Origin of the sequence: Schaalia radingae (assembly GCF_900106055.1) — a bacterium.
Classification (GTDB): domain Bacteria; phylum Actinomycetota; class Actinomycetes; order Actinomycetales; family Actinomycetaceae; genus Pauljensenia; species Pauljensenia radingae_A.
Genome location: NZ_LT629792.1, coordinates 544,299 through 559,678, shown reverse-complemented (window position 1 = coordinate 559,678; position 15,380 = coordinate 544,299). Strand labels below are relative to the sequence as shown.

Here is a 15,380-nt window from a genome sequence, read left to right as displayed (position 1 = left end):
TTTGGAGACTAATGCGACCAGGCCTCCTCGCGCACCGCTGTCAGTAGTGAATCCTGCCACCACGTGACCATCATGTACATTCCGGCACTCATCGTTGCCTCGCTGAGCGGCTGCTCCAGGTCACATGCGTGCGCAAGCTCAGCGACTTTATTCTCCGCTTCACGTGAGTCAATACCCAGTTCACCCGCCAGAGCCAGTCGCACGTCATTGAGGGCAGCGAGCCAGTCCCACACTTCCTGGTGGGTGACCATTATCACCACCGTGTCTGTGCCGATTGCAGACGAGAGTTCGGTGTGGATCCGCCGCAGTCGCGCCGCTTTTTCCGCACGCAGGAAATCTTCGGTCAGGGCTCGCAGATTCGCCGCCTCCGGTGGGTCGTCGCTCATGGGCGGGAGCAGGCTCCCCAGTGCCGGGTCGTGTGGCTCATCGCGCGTGGTTTCCACTTCGGTGGCGGCGAGCACGAAGGTGGACAGTTCGCCCGGCTCGTCGAGGACGACCAGTATTTCTTCAATGAGCTGGCGCAACAGGTGCAGGAACTGCGTCGACACGTTGCAGACGTATCCGGCTTCCTGCAGTGCGAACGCAGTGATCATGTGAGTTGCTCCAGCGTGGCGTGCAGGCCGTATCCGTGCATGGCCAGCACATCAGCTTCCATGCGTTCTCTGATTCCAGTTGACACGACGGCCCGGCCGAATGTGTGGATCTGCGCAGTCAGTTCGTCGGCAGCGTGACGCGAGTATCCGAAGTGTCGAATCAGCACTTCTACCACGTAGTCGTTCAGGTTCACCACGTCATCCCACACCACGGTTTGCCACTGTGCCAATGGGCATGACGAGGCATCCTCGCGCGGCTGATCAGGAACCGCACGGTCGTGAAACGACGTTGTCATAGACCTCCCGCTCATGCTCCTAAGCGTATGGCCCCGCAGGTTTAGCCGTGCCGTTTTGACGCAGTGCATTTTCGCGCGCGCCGCTTCTGGCCATTCACACTCATTTCATGGCGCTCCCACTGGCCTTTTGAGTGGCAAGCAGATTGCCGGCGAGTCGGTCTTTCCGGTGAAAAGAGAGTAGATTGAGGGTATGCCTGCTTCACCTTCAACTGCTCTGTTAACAGACATGTATGAGCTGACCATGCTGGACGCTGCGATGAAGCGCGGAACCGCGTCCCGCAAAGTGGTCTTCGAACTGTTCGGTCGTCGCCTGCCAGCAACCCGCCGTTTCGGTGTCGTTGCGGGCACCGGCCGCATCCTCGAGGCGCTGGAGCGTTTCGAATTCACCGACCAGCAAATCGACTGGCTCCACGATCAGAAAATCGTGTCCGACGACGCGCTGGATTATCTCAGAGACTTCCGTTTCGGCGGCACGATCGACGGCTACCAGGAAGGCGAATGCTATTTCGCCGGATCGCCACTGCTGACCGTGGAGGGCTCCTTCGCAGAATGTGTGCTGCTGGAAACGCTGCTGTTGTCGGTCCTCAACCATGACTGTGCGATCGCATCTGCGGCATCCCGCATGACGATCGCAGCTCACGGCCGTCCCTGCCTGGATATGGGTGCGCGCCGCACCCATGAACGCGCCGCCGTTTCAGCTGCCCGCTCCGCAGTGATCGGCGGATTTGCCGGCACCTCGGATCTGGAAGCAGGTATCCGCTACGGCATTCCGACTATCGGCACGTCCGCTCACGCGTTCACGCTGCTCCATGACAGCGAGCGCGAAGCTTTCGACGCGCAGATCGATCTGCTTGGCGCCTCGACCACGCTGCTGGTTGACACCTATGACATTCCGCAAGGGGTCGTCAACGCTGTTGAGGCTGCCCGCGCAGTGGGTCAGGAGCTCGGGTGCGTGCGCATCGATTCCGGTGACCTGGTGGCGCAGGCGTTCACGGTGCGCGGCCAGCTTGATTCACTGGGCGCCACATCCACGAAGATCACCGTCACGTCCGACCTCGACGAGTATGCGATAGCCGCCCTGGGCGCGGCACCCGTGGACTCCTACGGCGTGGGCACTCGCCTGGTGACCGGGTCCAAGGTTCCGACCGCGGCGCTGGTGTACAAGATGGTGGCTCGTGAAGATTCAGACGGCGTCATGCAGCCCGTTGCCAAGAAATCGCAGTCCAAGAGCACGGTCGGTGGCCGCAAGTACGCCGGCCGCCTCTACGACGAGGAAGGCTACGCCTACGAGGAACTCCTGGTCACGGCTTCGACACGGAAGGCTGCCGAAGAAGAGCTGACGAAGCAGAAGGCGCGCCCTCTGCAGATCCCGCTGGTTGTCGACGGTGAGATTCGCAGTGAACTGTGGAGCATCGATGCGCTCAAGCAGGCACGCGACCATCACTTGAAATCACGCAACGAGCTGCCTTACCAGGCGTGGCGACTGTCTGAAGGTGAAGCTGCAGTCTCCACGCGCTACGTGGAGCTGGACTGATCTCAGTTGTCGCCGGCGGTGGTGGACGTCACCCCTGCGCCCTCTGATGGCGTAGCAGCAGCGACACCGTCGTCACCGGACACGAGCTTGAGGCCGATGACGCACGCGATGATTCCGCACAGTAACAGGATGCGGACCACGCGCACGGGTTCTGCACCGCTGAGCATTGCCCACAGCGCAGTCGTGCCTGCACCAATCCCGACCCACACCGCGTAGCCGGTGCCCACGGGGATTTCTTTCAGCGCCCACCCCAGGCCGCCCATCGAGATCGCTGCTCCGAGGATAAACACGATGATGGGCACCACCTTGGTGAACCCTTCAGACTTGGACAGCGCGGTCGCCCACACTGCCTCAAAAACGCCGGAGAGAACAAGAACGAGCCAATGCATGATGCAGCCCCTTTCAATTGGGGCCGTCCCCACGTGATCACCGCATCCGGGTCGTCCCAAAGCGCTGGGCACCTTTATGCGCGCCCTACGAACCAGCCTCTCAAAAGAGCGATACGTGCGTCAATCTGCGCGGTGGTTGCCCGCGCGACCTCCGGTCCGCCGCAACGCTGACGCAGTTGCGAATGAATCAGTGCATGTGAATCGCCTGAGCGCCGCGACCACTGGCCGACCAGACGCGACAGCTCCTTGCGTTTCGCGGCGCGTGCCCGGTGATCCGAGATCCCTGCATTTGCGTCGCGCAGGTTCTTCGCATCGCTCTGACGGCGCTGGGTCTTGATCTGCTCCGCCTGCCTGGCTTTGAGCAGCGTCGTCACCTGGTCGGCATCGAGCAGACCGGGAATCCCCAGGTATTCCTGCTCCTCGATCGATCCGACCTCAGCGCCTGATCCCCACGACGATCCTTCGAACAAGACTGCGTCGAACTCGGCATCCCCGCCGAGTGCTTCGAACGTTCCGGTCAGTTCCGAACTCGCATTTTCCACCTTGTTGGCCTGTGCCATCAGCAGGTCTTCCGCACTGGTGTCCATCACGGTTGGGTCATCAGGGCCGTGATGCGGTTTGTCGAGGGCGTGGTCGCGTTCCACTTCCATCTGCCCTGCCAGATCCAGCAGCGGCACTACGGAAGGGATAAAGACGGTGGATGTTTCGCCTCGTCGTCTGGCTCGAACAAAACGGCCGACAGCCTGCGCGAAGAACAGCGAGGTCGAGGTGTTTGTGGCGTACACGCCGACTGACAGTCGCGGCACGTCTACCCCTTCAGACACCATGCGCACAGCAACCATCCATCGGTCAGTGGATTCGCGGAAGTGATCGATACGATCGGAGGCATCCGCATCATCGGAGAGCACGACAGTGGCCGGCTTTCCTGTGATGGCGCGCAGGCGCTGCGCGTAGGCGCGTGCCGCCGACTGGTCGGAGGCGATCACCAGTCCGCCAGCGTCGGGAATTGCGCGCCGCACCTGTGACAGGCGCTGATCGGCTGCCTGCAGGACAGCGGAGATCCACTCCCCTTTCGGATCCAAGGCGGTGCGCCATGCCTGCTTCATGATGTCCTTGGTGGAATGCTCCCCCAGTCGGGCGTGGTACTCATCGCCGGCGCTGGTGCGCCATGCCATGTCACCGGAATAGGACATGAACAGGACCGGTCGCACGACACCGTCATGCAGCGCATCTCCGTACCCGTAGGTGAAGTCGGCCTGTGAGCGGCGGATACCGTCACTCCCCTCGACGTATCGCACAAACGGGATGGGAGAGGAGTCCGAGCGGAAGGGGGTGCCGGTCAGGGACAGGCGCCTGGTTGCTTCCCCGAATGCGACCCCGATGCCGTCACCCCATGACAGCGCGTCGCCGGCGTGGTGGATTTCATCCAAGATCACCAGCGTGCGAAATGCACGGGTACGTGAGGAGTGGACGTGCGGGTTTGCAGCGACCTGAGCGTAGGTCACCGCCACGCCGTCGAAGTGCGAGCCTGCACGTCCCTGGGAGTTTGAGAAAGCAGGATCAATGTGGATACCGACGCGCGCCGCCGCGTCGGCCCACTGGGCTTTCAGGTGTTCGGTCGGGCAGACCACGGTGATTTTCGAGACGACACCTGCGCCCATCAGTTCGACCGCTACGCGCAGCGCGAATGTCGTTTTTCCGGCTCCGGGTGTGGCGACAGCAAGGAAGTCCCGAGGTTGGGCGTTCAGGTACTGCTCGAGTGCGGCTGCCTGCCAGGCACGCAGACTTCCAGCGGTGCCCCACGCGGCGCGAGCCGGGAAAGCAGGTGGAAGTTGGGCCGCCGCGGAAACCGATGGTGAAGCGGAGGAATGTCCCTGGTCTTTCACTTGCCGGAACCGCCCCGCCCTCCGTTTGAAAATGGCCAGTTTCCGCCGTTCTTGCCCATTTGATCGCGCAGCTTCCTGCAGGTCGGGCACACCGGGTACTGTGAGGCCTCACGCGAGGGGATCCACACTTTCCCGCACAGTGCCACCACCGGCTGTCCGGTAATCAGCGAGGAGGATACGCGGTCCTTTCGCACAAAGTGTGCGAACCGATCGCCATCACCGGGGTCTTTTTCCTTCTCTTTGACCTCGGTGCGTTCCAACAGGCCGGTGCTGGTCGACGGACCTGCACCACCGCCGGCAGGACTGCCAGGATCTGCCGGGCTTACGGGTTCGCCTGGGTCTGTCACTGTTTCGGCCACTGCTTCGACGTCACACATACCTTCATTGTAAGTGGGACGGCTCAGGCCCTCGACCTGATTCGGGCCGAGAGCCTGAGTGTGAAAAGTCTCGCCGCCGCGATCATGGTACGGCAGCTGTGAAGCAGGTCAGTGGCGCGATGCCCACTCCGCTTCGTACAGTTCCACCATCTCCAACTGAGAGGCTGCCGCTTCGTCCAGCAGCACAGTCACTGCGGGGTGGAACTGGATAATGGTGGCAGGCCAGCGCGCTGACACGCCGCCTTCGATCAGTTCCTTCACAGCCTCGGCCTTGTTTTCACCTGTGGCGATCATAAGCAGCTGACGGGCCTCCATAATCGTTCCCAGTCCCTGCGTGATGCAGTGGGTGGGCACCTGCTCCAGGTCGCCGTCGAAGAAACGTGCGTTGTCCTGACGGGTCTGGCGTGACAGTGCGCCCGAGTGAGTGCGTGATGAGAGGGATCCGCCGGGTTCGTTGAATCCGATGTGTCCGTCTGATCCGATTCCCAGGATCTGCAGGTCAACGCCTCCTGCTTCGCGGATCCGCGCATCGTATGCTGCAGCGGCTTCATCCAGGGTGTTGCCGTCGCGTTCGTCAGGTACATTGAGGCCGCCTTTGGGCAGGTCGATGTGGTCGACGATGTTCTCGCACAGGAAACGCCAGTAGGACTGCGGGTGTTCGCGCGGAACTCCGACGTACTCATCAAGCTGGAAGAACTGTCCCTTGGCGAATGAGAGTGTGCCCGTCTGGTGACGCGCGACGAGTTCGCGGTACAGCGGCACGGGTGATGATCCTGTCGCAGTGCCCAGCACTGCGGTGGGCTTGTCTGCGTACAGTTTTTCGATCAGGTCTGCACCCAGGGATCCGATTTCTTCCTCGCTCGAGGCGACGTGGATCAGCATTCCAACTCCTTCGTAGTTGTGTGTCATTGACGAGGGCGACGCAACGCCCTGACGAATGGGTCACCCCTCATTGTAGAAGTTCGCCCACGTCCCGGCCTGTGCCAATGGGCCCGGGGCCGTGACGTGGTTCGAATGTCACAGGTGGAGGAATTCACGCAGCTGCTCGCACGTGGCTTCGGCTTCTTCCCTGGTCGGCATCTCGCAGAAGATACGCAGCAGCGGCTCGGTGCCGGAGAAGCGAGCGATGATCCACCCCTGGTCGAAGTAGACCTTGCAGCCGTCCTTGTAGGACACTGACTCAACTGGCCTGGTGAATTCAGGCAGTTTCTTGTCTTCCATCAGTGTCTTGAGGATTTCGAGCTTGCGTTCGGGTGCGAATGCAAAGTCGGTTTCCGCCATGTAGTGCGGCGGGAACTGTCCGGTGATTTCGTGGTAGATCTGGCTCATGGGCTTGCCGATCACGGCGATCATCTCGACCAGCAGTGCGGCCGCATAGATGCCGTCCTTGCCGTGGATGTGTCCACGCACGGTGATGCCGCCGGAGGATTCACCACCCAGGATCGCATCTGTTTCCAGCATCTTCGAGGACACCCATTTGAATCCGACGGGCACCTCGTAGCAGGTCTCACCGAATTTTTCGGCCACTTCGTCCAGCAGTGAGGTTGTGGCGACGTTACGCACCACCGGGCCTTTCCACCCCTTGTATTTGAGCAGGTAGTAGTACAGCAGGACGAGCAGCTGGTTCGGGTGCAGGAATTCACCCTGGTCATCGATTACGCCGATACGGTCGGCGTCGCCGTCGGTAGCCAGTCCCAGCGCACAGTTGTTGTCCAGCACGTACTGTGTCAGAGCGTCCAGCGTGGCTTTCGTCGGCGCCGGCATGCGTCCGCCGAACAGTGTGTCGTGGCGGTCATGGATCGTGTCCACTTCGCAGCGCGCGGTCATCAGAATCGTCTGCAGCGAGGTGCGCGAGACGCCATACATAGGGTCGAGGGCGATATGCAGGTTCGCTTCACGGATCGCCTGCATATCGATCTGTTCGCAAATCGAGTCGATATATCCGTTGAAGGGGTTGATTTCAGTGATGGCGCCACTGTCCAGCCCAGCCTGGTAGGTGACCGAGGGGATCTGTTCTTCCCCTGCGCCTTCAATGGCTTCCATGCGGCGTTCGATGTCAGCGGTGACATCTTCGTTGGCATCCTTGCCACCCTCGGTAAAGACCTTGATGCCGTTGTAGATGGCGGGGTTGTGGGAGGCGGTGATCGCCATGCCGTAGGGCAGTCCCTGATTCTTGACCGTCCACATGATCATGGGTGTGGGGGCCTGCGTGATGCGGATGACCTGGCAGGTGATTCCTTCACCGGCAAATACTTCTGCTGCCCACGTGGCGGCCAGATCCGACAGGAATCGCCTGTCGTAGCCGATGACCAGGCCTTTTTCTGCGTTGTTTTCGTCTTTAATGCGGCTTGCCAGCGCTGCACACAGGAGGCGAACGTTGTGGCGTGTGAATTCGTCGCCGATAATCGCGCGCCAGCCACCTGTACCGAAATGAATTCGTGACATCATGTCCTCTTGAATTGAACGGACAGACGCTGCAGGGACACCCTCGTCAATTCGATGGCCGCCCTGCGGTCGTTCCATCATTGTCAGTGAGTGACACAGTCTACCCTCCTCGTCTTGACACTTCAATGAATCTTGCCCACCTTCGTTTTTCCACGCATCATTGCCGAGGCAGTCCTGCGCTACCTTCTGCGATCCCACTACACTGGAACCGGCACTTTGCTGGAAGGTTTGATCACGCCTCAACGTCCACAGGAGGATGACATGGCACAGGCACATCACAAAGCGGTTATTTTGGCGCGCGGCCTCGGTTCGCGCATGCGCAAGGATTCTGGGGACACGCAGCTGTCTGCTGAGCAAAAGCGCGCAGCTGATTCCGGTGTCAAAGCCATGATTTCGGTGGGGCGTCCTTTCCTCGACCACGTCATGAGCGCCCTGGCCGACGCCGGTTTCACTGATATTTGCCTGGTGATCGGCCCTGAGCACGACATGATTCGCGACTACTACGATTCGGTGGACAAGCAGCGCATCACCGTCAGCTACGCGATCCAGGACAAACCGCTCGGCACGGCGAACGCGGTGCTTTCTGCTGAGGATTTCGCGGCCGGTGAGCCGATCCTGGTGCTCAACTCGGATAACTTCTATCCCGTTGATGCTCTGCTCCAGCTCGCACAGGTCGACGGGTCGGGTCTTGCCGGTTTCACGCGCGAGGCGATGGTGGAGCGTTCGAACATTGCGGCTGACCGTATTGCGGCTTTCGCGCTGGCCACGGCCGATGCGGACGGCAACCTCGATGAGCTGGTGGAAAAGCCCGATGCCGCCACGATTGAGCGCCTGGGTGAGGGTGCGTTGATTTCGATGAACTGCTGGAAGTGTTCGCCGGCCATCTTCGAGGCAGCCCGCACGATCAAGCCGTCTGCTCGCGGTGAGTATGAGATCACCGATGCTGTACGTCAAGCCATTGCCGATGGTGATTCTTACGCGGTGATCCGCTGTGATGAGGGCGTACTGGATATGTCGAATCGCGGCGATATCGCTTCGGTGGCGGCAGCGCTGGAGAATCACGAGGTCCGCCTGTGACTTCCTGGTTTGTTCCCGGCCGACTGGAAGTGTTCGGCAAGCACACGGATTACGCCGGTGGCCATTCCATCGTCGCGGCAGTCGATCGCGGCATTCGCGTCACGTTGGACGAGGGGGACTTGCCGGACGGTGGCATTTCAGCTCAGACGACCGCACTGCCGGATCGCGTTGAGGTTGGTGCAGGTGCGGCGAGCACTCTTCCTGCCGGCCACTGGGGTCACTACGTTCAGGCGGTGGTGGATCGCCTGACACTCAATTTCGGCCAGCTCAAACCTGCGCACCTGAGCTTTGATTCCGATTTGCCGTTGGCCTCCGGAATGAGTTCGTCGTCTGCGCTGGTCGTGGCGTCGGCGCTGGCTTTGATTGATCACAACGATCTGCGTGAGCGTGAGGAGTGGAAGGCGAACATTCACTCGCGCGCCGATGAGGCCGGATACTACTCGTGCTGCGAGAACGGTTTATCGTTCGGGTCGTTGGAGGGTGTGCGTGGCGTGGGCACTTTCGGTGGCTCGCAGGATCACACCGCCATGATGTGTTGCCACGACGGTCGGCTCACTGAGTTTTCGTTTTGCCCGATCCAGGAGCACCGCTCGGTGGCACTCGACGACACGTGGACGTTCGTCGTGGCGGTCAGCGGTGTCCTGGCGGAAAAGACGGGCAGTGCGCGCGATTCGTACAACGCGCTGTCGGCTCGGATTGCGGCAATTGTGACGCAGTGGAACAAGGCGACCGGGCGCGCAGATGCCAGCCTGGCTGATGCGTTGGCGTCCTCCGGAGATGCGGTGGAGCAGATGCGCCGCATGCTTGCTGACGAGCCGGACCTGCTCACGCGACTGGATGCGTTCATCCGTGAATCGACCGTTCTGGTGCCGCAGGCACTCGATGCGCTGGATGCCGGCGATATCGATGCGTTTGGCGCTGCCGCTGATGAGTCGCATCGCAATGCGGATGAGAATCTGGGCAATCAGGTTCCTCAGACGAATGATCTGCAGCGCCGTGCCCGCGAACTGGGTGCGCCGGCGGCGTCGGCATTCGGTGCCGGCTTTGGCGGGTCAGTGTGGGCGCTCGTGGAGCGCAGCGGTGTTGACGATTTCGCGAACGCCTGGCTGGAGGATTACAGGCGCGCATATCCTGATGCCGGATCACGCGCCTCAATCGTGCCGGTGCGGCCGGGAGATGCTGCGCGGCGCGCAGACGAATAGGGCGCCAACAGCACAGCGACAGACGCTGAGACGAGTGTGGGGCAGGTATCGCGTGCGATACCTGCCCCACACTCGTATGAAGTGGCAACAGTGTTGCCGATCATGCCACCGTCAACGTGGCATCATCTTCACTTGTTCGAAACAGCCTTCTTCAGGGTCGAACCGGCCGAGATCTTCACGCCGTAGCCAGCGGGGATCTGGATTTCTTCACCCGTGCGGGGGTTGCGGCCGGTGCGGGCGGCGCGCTCAACGCGTTCCACTGACATGAGGCCGGTGACCTTGACCGGCTCACCCTTGGACAGTGAGTCGATCAGAACGTCCTGGAATGCTGCCAGTGCGGCATCGGCTTGGACCTTGGTGAGGTTGGCGCGCTCAGCAATGGCGGCAACCAGTTCGGTACGGTTGACAGACATGTATATATCTCCTCTTGCAGTTCATTGGGGGTCACTGGACATGACCACTGAGAAAACCCTAAACAGTCCAACGGCCTTTTGTCAGGTTCAACACCACTTTTTGGCGATTTTCGTGGCGAATCTCAGTTTTTTGCGCCGCTTTTGGCTTTTAAACGGCGCAGCGGAGGCGTTTTGGCACCCTCAAGCACTCGTCCGGGCACCCTCGTCACTCGGCGTAAACCTGCAGAGGGTGCCCCGGCAGCGCGCTTTAGAGGCCTTCCGCCAGTCGGTAATAGACCTGATTCCAGCGCACGTGATCGGCGAAGGAACGTGCCGTCGTGTCCTCGTCGATGACAAGCAATTCCATCTGAGCCATAACAGCGAACATCTGCCACGTCTCGACGTCAATCTGCGTGGACATCGCCGTGTGGTGCGCTCCGCCGGCAGTGAGCCATGCTTCAACCGAAGTGTACAGGTCAGGCTTCGGCTTCCACATTGCCCGGGCAACCGGCAACTTCGGCATGTCATGCGGCGGCTCGATGACGTCAACAGCATTGGCAGTGAGGCGGAAGCGGTCACGCATATCGGCCAGTGACACCACGACTCCTGGCCGCGCATCAGCATTGAACACGAGGCGCACAGGGTCTTCACGATCCCCGATGCTGAGTGGGTGTATTTCGAGGCGCGGGCGCGACTGAGTCAACGACGGGCACACTTCCAGCATGTGCGCACCCAGGATCATTTCTTCGCCTTGGACAAGGTTATAGGTGTAGTCCTCCATCAAGGAGGCACCGCCCGGCAGACCTTCACCCATCACTTTGGCGATGCGCACAAGGACAGCTGTTTTCCAGTCGCCCTCGGCACCGAATCCATACCCGTCGGCTGTCAGGCGTTGCACGGCCAGACCGGGCAGCTGCCGAAGGGCTCCAAGGTCTTCGAAGTTCGTGGTAAATGCGCAGGCTCCGCGCGCTTCAAGGAATGAGCGCATCGCAATTTCCTGACGGGCGGCATACCGCAATGAGTCGTGGCGTTCACCGTCTTTCTTCAGTTCAGGTGCGATGTCATACAGTTCGTCGTACTCGTCAAGGAGGGTGTCGATGTCAGCGTCACTGACCGCTTCCACTGCTTCGACAAGATCGTTGACTCCCCACGTGTTCACAGATACTCCCAGTCGGCGCTCAGCCTCGGTCTTATCCCCTTCGGTCACCGCGACGTTGCGCATGTTGTCACCGAAGCGCACAACGCGCAGCTCGTGAGCGGCAGCCCACCCTGCTGCGGCACGGATCCAGCGTGAGACTTTTCGGGCGACGTTCGGGTTGGATGCGTGGCCCACGACGGTGGCGTGTGCGACGCCCAGGCGCGCCAGGATGTAGCCGTATTCACGGTCTCCGTGAGCTGCCTGGTTGAGGTTCATGAAGTCCATGTCGATGCTGTCCCAGGGGATCTCCACGTCGGCCTGGGTGGCCAGATGCAGCATTGGCTTCGTGAGGACTTCGAGGCCGCGGATCCACATTTTTGCCGGTGAGAACGTGTGCATCCACGTGATGACACCGAGCACCGAGTCATCACCGGAGGCGTCCAGCATGGCGCGACGAATCGAGTCGGAATCCTTGAGCACCGGCTTCCACACAATTGGTGCAGGCATCAGCCCGGATTCGTTCAGCAGCGTCACGACCTGTTGCGACTGGTCGGCTACCTGCTTGAGGGTGTCTTCTCCATAAAGGTCCTGGCTTCCGGTGAAGAACCAGACTTCGCGTGAGTCATAGAAACTCGTCATGAGTATTGTTCCTTAGTTTCGTGGTGTTGTGGTCAGTGTCTGCGCGTGTGGCTGGCCGACCTTGCTACTTGCTGTGCTGCCCATACACGTTTTGATAGCGCGCGTAGAGACTGTCGATTCTGTCCTGAGGGATCGAAATCGGCTCGCCCAGCTGTCTGGCAATGTGGACGGTTCGCGCCACTTCTTCAACCATCGCTGCGGCTTTGACTGCGGCGCGCCCATCTTTGCCGATCGTGAAGGGCCCGTGGTTCTGCATCAGCACTGCCGGGCTGCGAGAATCCTTCAAGGTATCCACAATTCCGCGCCCGATGGAGTCATCTCCGATTAATGCGAACGGACCAACAGGAACGGGGCCGCCGAATTCGTCGCCCATCATGGTCAGCACGCACGGTATTTCTTCGCCGCGCGCTGCCCACGCGGTCGCGTAGGTGGAATGGGTATGCACGACGCCGCCTACTTCAGGCATGTGCCGGTAGACATAGGCGTGAGCTGCCGTATCGGACGAGGGGGATCCTTCACCCAGGATCAGGTTTCCTTCCAGGTCACACACCACCATCGCGTCGGCGTCCAGCTCGTCATAGGACACTCCCGACGGCTTGATGACGAGCAGGTCCTGGGAGCCGTCTTCGGCTTCTCCTCTGATTCGCTGCGACACGTTTCCTGCCGTCCACACGATCAGCCCCCATTTGGGCAGTTCCGCATGAAGTTCAGCGACGAGGGCACGCGTCCTGGCTACACGGCTGGTCAGTTCAGCGCTCCACGTGTCCGGGTTTCGCACGTCCATTGAGTCCTCCACATCAGCATTCGTCTCGGTCGTAGTGTGAGCGCCGAGGGCGACTCGCCCACCTGATCATGCGTTGATCAGACATCGGCTTCGATGTCCTCCCCAGCATGCCACCACGCCGTTTCTGCTTTGTTTGATCCAGTGAGGTTAACGTTAACACACTGTGTCCAGGAATGGAACCGTTTTCACGCAATCAATTTTCCAGATGCCACGCGACGAAGTGCGCCTCGTCCCCCTCGTCAATGCGCAGAAAGAGGCGGGGCGGCGGTGGAGGCGCGCACGACCAACTCAGGAGTGAGCAGCGTGGGAGCATCTGGGGCCCGGCCTTCCAACGCGTGCATCATGACGGTGACGACCGCCTCTCCCAGCCCGCGAAAATCCTGGCGCACTGTGGTCAGCGGCGGCATGAAGTAGCGCGCGCCCGGCTCATCATCGAACCCGACCACCGACACGTCACCCGGCACCGTTATGCCCGCACTGGTGAACGCGTTGATCAGGCCCAGCGCAAGCGGGTCATTTGCCGCAAAAATAGCGGTGGGTAAGGTGCCGTTCGCGATCGCTGTGCCAACCTCGAATCCGACGGAAGCTTCCCACCCTCGCGTGGAATAGACACAGGGCGTTAGCCCGTGGCGAGCCATCACGTCACGATAAGCCTTTTCGCGCCCCTGAGCTTCGAACCAGTCGGACGGGCCTGCCAGGTGGGTGATCGCCGTGTGCCCGTGGCTGACCAGATGCTCAACCGCCAGGCGTGCCCCCTCATACTGGTCAACCGCGACCGGTACGACGCCCAGAGATTCTGCTGTGCTGGCCGACGTCACTGCCACCACGGGGACAGACACGCGGATCGTTCCCAGATCCTCCGCAATGTCTTCGATGGGAGCCAAAATAACGATGCCTTCAACTGCCAGGCCGAGCATGTGGTCGATCGCGTCGCCCAGCGTGTCAGGTGTACACGAATCAATCGGCGCCACGGCGATGAAATAGCCGGCCCGGCTGGCGGCGAGCTCAATGGACACCAGCATGGACGTCGGGCCGTAGTGCGTTGATGTGGTGGTGATCAGGCCGAGGGTTCCGGAGCGGCGTGTCACGAGTGCGCGAGCCACAGAATTGCGGCGGTATCCCAACTGTTCAATGGCATCGAGAACCCGCTGACGTGTATCTGGTGCGACTTTTCCACTGGCATTGAGGACTCGGGAGACGGTCTGATGCGACACCCCTGCCGCTGCCGCCACATCCATCATCGAGGGAGGTCGAGCAGAGTGATGCGCTATCACAACCACAGTCCTTTCTGTGAACAGATGACGCGACGCAATGTGCATGAAATCAGGAACGCGCGAGACACAATACCGGATGGTGCACGGTGCAGGTCGAGCGTTCCCGTATCAGTAGTATCTCACGAAATGACGCAGATGTGAGCGTTCATATCGCTATTCGACCTCGAAATTACGCGCATGGGAGAATCTGCCTCTTTTCTCTTGCGCACGAGGCCTGGTAATGAGAAAGTAAACGTGTACCAATTCACATAACAAAGGAGGTTCGCTATGTCAGATCTGGAGAACACTTTCGACAAGGCTGCCGGTAAGGTCAAGGAAACTGCTGGAGATGTCAGCGGCGACAAGGATCTCGAGGCTGAAGGCAAGGTTCAGAACGCCGAAGGCAAGGCCAAGGACGTTCTGGAAAACGCCTCCGAAAAGATCAAGGGAGCTGCCGAGGATGCCGCTGCTGGCGCTCGCGCTCTGGCCGATCGCGCAAAGGACGCACTTAGCGGCGACAAGGGCGAGTGAGTTCACTTCTCACTTTCCCAATAAGGTCGCGCCGGGTGGCCCATTGAGGTTCGACTGGGCGTGTGCCTGCTGAAAGTGTCGTGGGGCCTGCAGTCAGTAGACTGCGGGCCCCACGTTTATCAGGTCACGTGCCTGTCCGGAAGCACTGCCGCTGCCGGCGCAAGCCGCGCGAGCATCACCTCGCCCCTCGCGAGCGTTATTTTGCGGCAACGGTCTCCAGTTCAGGATCCGGCTGGTGCGTGATGCGGTTACGCAGATCGCGGCGCACGATTTCAATGGACCACATCCACACGATGTGCCCGAAGAACTCTGAGAAGTGCTCAGCGAAGGGCTGCTCCCACGGGGCGGGCACAATGCCGATGGCGGGCATCAAAATGACATGGAAAACGACGTACACGACGATGCCGAATGCTGCGCCCTGCCACAGAGTGACCTGCTTGCAGACCTCAGCGAGCAGGCAGTACAGCAGTGCGAAGAAGATCGCGAACGAGAAGTGAATGATGAAGGAGTAGATCGGAAGCTCGTTGCCGTTATAGATCACCGACGTGTGGGACATGTCGGGTGACATTCCGAGCATTTCGAGTGTGGATTGCGGAGGATTGGTTGCATTGCGTTCAGGTGTGCGTGGTGGGAACGGAACTTCCCAGCCGAATTTCACGATGGCGGAGAAGAGGCCGGCAATCAGTCCGACGAGCGCCGCAACCTTGTAGTTACGCTGCTCTGGTTTTGTGGTCAACATGTACCCTCACATTTAGGCTGTTTCCAGGCGCGAAGGTTCACTGCGATCCGGTGACCACTACGCAGCGAATGCTCAGTAGCCTCCAGCCTCGCTGCGAATCTTGCG

Annotated in this window: 16 protein-coding genes; 4 read left to right on the top strand and 12 right to left on the bottom strand. The window is 60.5% G+C overall.

Translation table 11 applies throughout. The annotated features are described in order from the left end of the window. Positions 1-8: 8 nt before the first annotated feature. Together BLT69_RS02395 and clpS are read right to left on the bottom strand one after the other, a co-directional pair. Positions 9-593: a DUF2017 family protein gene (locus tag BLT69_RS02395; RefSeq protein WP_058236059.1), complete on the bottom strand. Its 585-nt coding sequence runs from the start codon at positions 591-593 to the stop codon at positions 9-11. Continuing rightward, positions 590-904, bottom strand: coding sequence for an ATP-dependent Clp protease adapter ClpS (gene clpS / locus BLT69_RS02390; protein WP_227469160.1), 315 nt, complete (start codon positions 902-904; stop codon positions 590-592). Before clpS ends, BLT69_RS02395 begins: the two co-directional genes overlap by 4 nt. Positions 905-1,079: 175 nt before the next feature. On the opposite strand from clpS, the gene BLT69_RS02385 reads away from it, so the two are divergent. Further along, entirely contained in the window at positions 1,080-2,423 is a 1,344-nt protein-coding gene (locus tag BLT69_RS02385) for a nicotinate phosphoribosyltransferase (protein WP_070725661.1), read from the top strand. 2 nt (positions 2,424-2,425) lie between these two features. On the opposite strand, the gene BLT69_RS02380 is transcribed toward BLT69_RS02385, so the two are convergent. The 5 genes from BLT69_RS02380 to BLT69_RS02360 form a co-directional block, all read right to left on the bottom strand. Continuing rightward, a complete protein-coding gene (locus tag BLT69_RS02380; protein WP_083314366.1) occupies positions 2,426-2,812 on the bottom strand; it encodes a DMT family transporter in 387 nt (128 codons plus the stop codon). 74 nt (positions 2,813-2,886) lie between these two features. Then, positions 2,887-4,698, bottom strand: coding sequence for a DEAD/DEAH box helicase (locus BLT69_RS02375; RefSeq protein ID WP_083314367.1), 1,812 nt, complete (start codon positions 4,696-4,698; stop codon positions 2,887-2,889). Continuing rightward, positions 4,695-5,075: a DUF3039 domain-containing protein gene (locus BLT69_RS02370; RefSeq protein ID WP_082628455.1), complete on the bottom strand. Its 381-nt coding sequence runs from the start codon at positions 5,073-5,075 to the stop codon at positions 4,695-4,697. The genes BLT69_RS02375 and BLT69_RS02370 overlap by 4 nt, the downstream gene beginning before the upstream one ends. Before the next feature lie 108 nt (positions 5,076-5,183). Further along, positions 5,184-5,957, bottom strand: a complete 774-nt coding sequence (gene nagB, locus BLT69_RS02365; protein WP_058236061.1) for a glucosamine-6-phosphate deaminase — start codon at positions 5,955-5,957, stop codon at positions 5,184-5,186. A 135-nt stretch (positions 5,958-6,092) separates the two neighbouring features. Next, positions 6,093-7,601, bottom strand: a complete 1,509-nt coding sequence (locus tag BLT69_RS02360; RefSeq protein ID WP_257590384.1) for a phosphoglucomutase/phosphomannomutase family protein — start codon at positions 7,599-7,601, stop codon at positions 6,093-6,095. 180 nt (positions 7,602-7,781) lie between these two features. Here BLT69_RS02360 and BLT69_RS02355 point away from each other — a divergent pair, with 180 nt between their 5' ends. Next, a complete protein-coding gene (locus BLT69_RS02355) occupies positions 7,782-8,597 on the top strand; it encodes a nucleotidyltransferase family protein (RefSeq protein WP_058236062.1) in 816 nt (271 codons plus the stop codon). Beyond that, on the top strand, positions 8,594-9,799 hold the full coding sequence (locus tag BLT69_RS02350) for a GHMP family kinase ATP-binding protein (protein ID WP_092648316.1): 1,206 nt from the start codon (positions 8,594-8,596) through the stop codon (positions 9,797-9,799). Before BLT69_RS02355 ends, BLT69_RS02350 begins: the two co-directional genes overlap by 4 nt. Before the next feature lie 128 nt (positions 9,800-9,927). On the opposite strand, the gene BLT69_RS02345 is transcribed toward BLT69_RS02350, so the two are convergent. From BLT69_RS02345 to BLT69_RS02330, 4 genes are all read right to left on the bottom strand, one after another. After that, on the bottom strand, positions 9,928-10,212 hold the full coding sequence (locus BLT69_RS02345; protein WP_058236064.1) for an HU family DNA-binding protein: 285 nt from the start codon (positions 10,210-10,212) through the stop codon (positions 9,928-9,930). Positions 10,213-10,459: 247 nt separating this feature from the next. Beyond that, positions 10,460-11,968: an L-arabinose isomerase gene (araA, locus tag BLT69_RS02340; protein WP_092648315.1), complete on the bottom strand. Its 1,509-nt coding sequence runs from the start codon at positions 11,966-11,968 to the stop codon at positions 10,460-10,462. A 64-nt stretch (positions 11,969-12,032) separates the two neighbouring features. Further along, a complete protein-coding gene (locus BLT69_RS02335) occupies positions 12,033-12,752 on the bottom strand; it encodes an L-ribulose-5-phosphate 4-epimerase (protein ID WP_092648314.1) in 720 nt (239 codons plus the stop codon). A 239-nt stretch (positions 12,753-12,991) separates the two neighbouring features. After that, on the bottom strand, positions 12,992-14,026 hold the full coding sequence (locus tag BLT69_RS02330) for a LacI family DNA-binding transcriptional regulator (RefSeq protein ID WP_257590383.1): 1,035 nt from the start codon (positions 14,024-14,026) through the stop codon (positions 12,992-12,994). 267 nt (positions 14,027-14,293) lie between these two features. Between BLT69_RS02330 and BLT69_RS02325 the strand changes: the two genes are divergently transcribed. After that, positions 14,294-14,536 (top strand): CsbD family protein, encoded by a 243-nt coding sequence (locus tag BLT69_RS02325; protein WP_058236068.1) that lies wholly within the window; start codon positions 14,294-14,296, stop codon positions 14,534-14,536. A 196-nt stretch (positions 14,537-14,732) separates the two neighbouring features. Here the strand turns inward: BLT69_RS02325 and BLT69_RS02320 are convergent, their stop codons facing one another. Next, the gene (locus tag BLT69_RS02320; RefSeq protein ID WP_070725672.1) at positions 14,733-15,275 is read right to left on the bottom strand and encodes a YagU family protein; all 543 of its coding nucleotides are present in this window, start codon (positions 15,273-15,275) and stop codon (positions 14,733-14,735) included. Positions 15,276-15,380 lie beyond the last annotated feature (105 nt).

Excerpts from the sequence above, each read along its gene's own strand:
- BLT69_RS02320 (WP_070725672.1), bottom strand. The coding sequence starts at position 15,275 with ATGTTGACCACAAAACCAGAGCAGCGTAACTACAAGGTTGCGGCGCTC.
- clpS (WP_227469160.1), bottom strand. The coding sequence starts at position 904 with ATGAGCGGGAGGTCTATGACAACGTCGTTTCACGACCGTGCGGTTCCT.
- BLT69_RS02370 (WP_082628455.1), bottom strand. The coding sequence starts at position 5,075 with ATGTGTGACGTCGAAGCAGTGGCCGAAACAGTGACAGACCCAGGCGAA.
- BLT69_RS02380 (WP_083314366.1), bottom strand. The coding sequence starts at position 2,812 with ATGCATTGGCTCGTTCTTGTTCTCTCCGGCGTTTTTGAGGCAGTGTGG.
- BLT69_RS02345 (WP_058236064.1), bottom strand. The coding sequence starts at position 10,212 with ATGTCTGTCAACCGTACCGAACTGGTTGCCGCCATTGCTGAGCGCGCC.
- BLT69_RS02355 (WP_058236062.1), top strand. The coding sequence starts at position 7,782 with ATGGCACAGGCACATCACAAAGCGGTTATTTTGGCGCGCGGCCTCGGT.
- BLT69_RS02360 (WP_257590384.1), bottom strand. The coding sequence starts at position 7,601 with ATGATGGAACGACCGCAGGGCGGCCATCGAATTGACGAGGGTGTCCCT.
- araA (WP_092648315.1), bottom strand. The coding sequence starts at position 11,968 with ATGACGAGTTTCTATGACTCACGCGAAGTCTGGTTCTTCACCGGAAGC.
- BLT69_RS02335 (WP_092648314.1), bottom strand. The coding sequence starts at position 12,752 with ATGGACGTGCGAAACCCGGACACGTGGAGCGCTGAACTGACCAGCCGT.
- BLT69_RS02325 (WP_058236068.1), top strand. The coding sequence starts at position 14,294 with ATGTCAGATCTGGAGAACACTTTCGACAAGGCTGCCGGTAAGGTCAAG.
- BLT69_RS02395 (WP_058236059.1), bottom strand. The coding sequence starts at position 593 with ATGATCACTGCGTTCGCACTGCAGGAAGCCGGATACGTCTGCAACGTG.
- BLT69_RS02385 (WP_070725661.1), top strand. The coding sequence starts at position 1,080 with ATGCCTGCTTCACCTTCAACTGCTCTGTTAACAGACATGTATGAGCTG.
- nagB (WP_058236061.1), bottom strand. The coding sequence starts at position 5,957 with ATGCTGATCCACGTCGCCTCGAGCGAGGAAGAAATCGGATCCCTGGGT.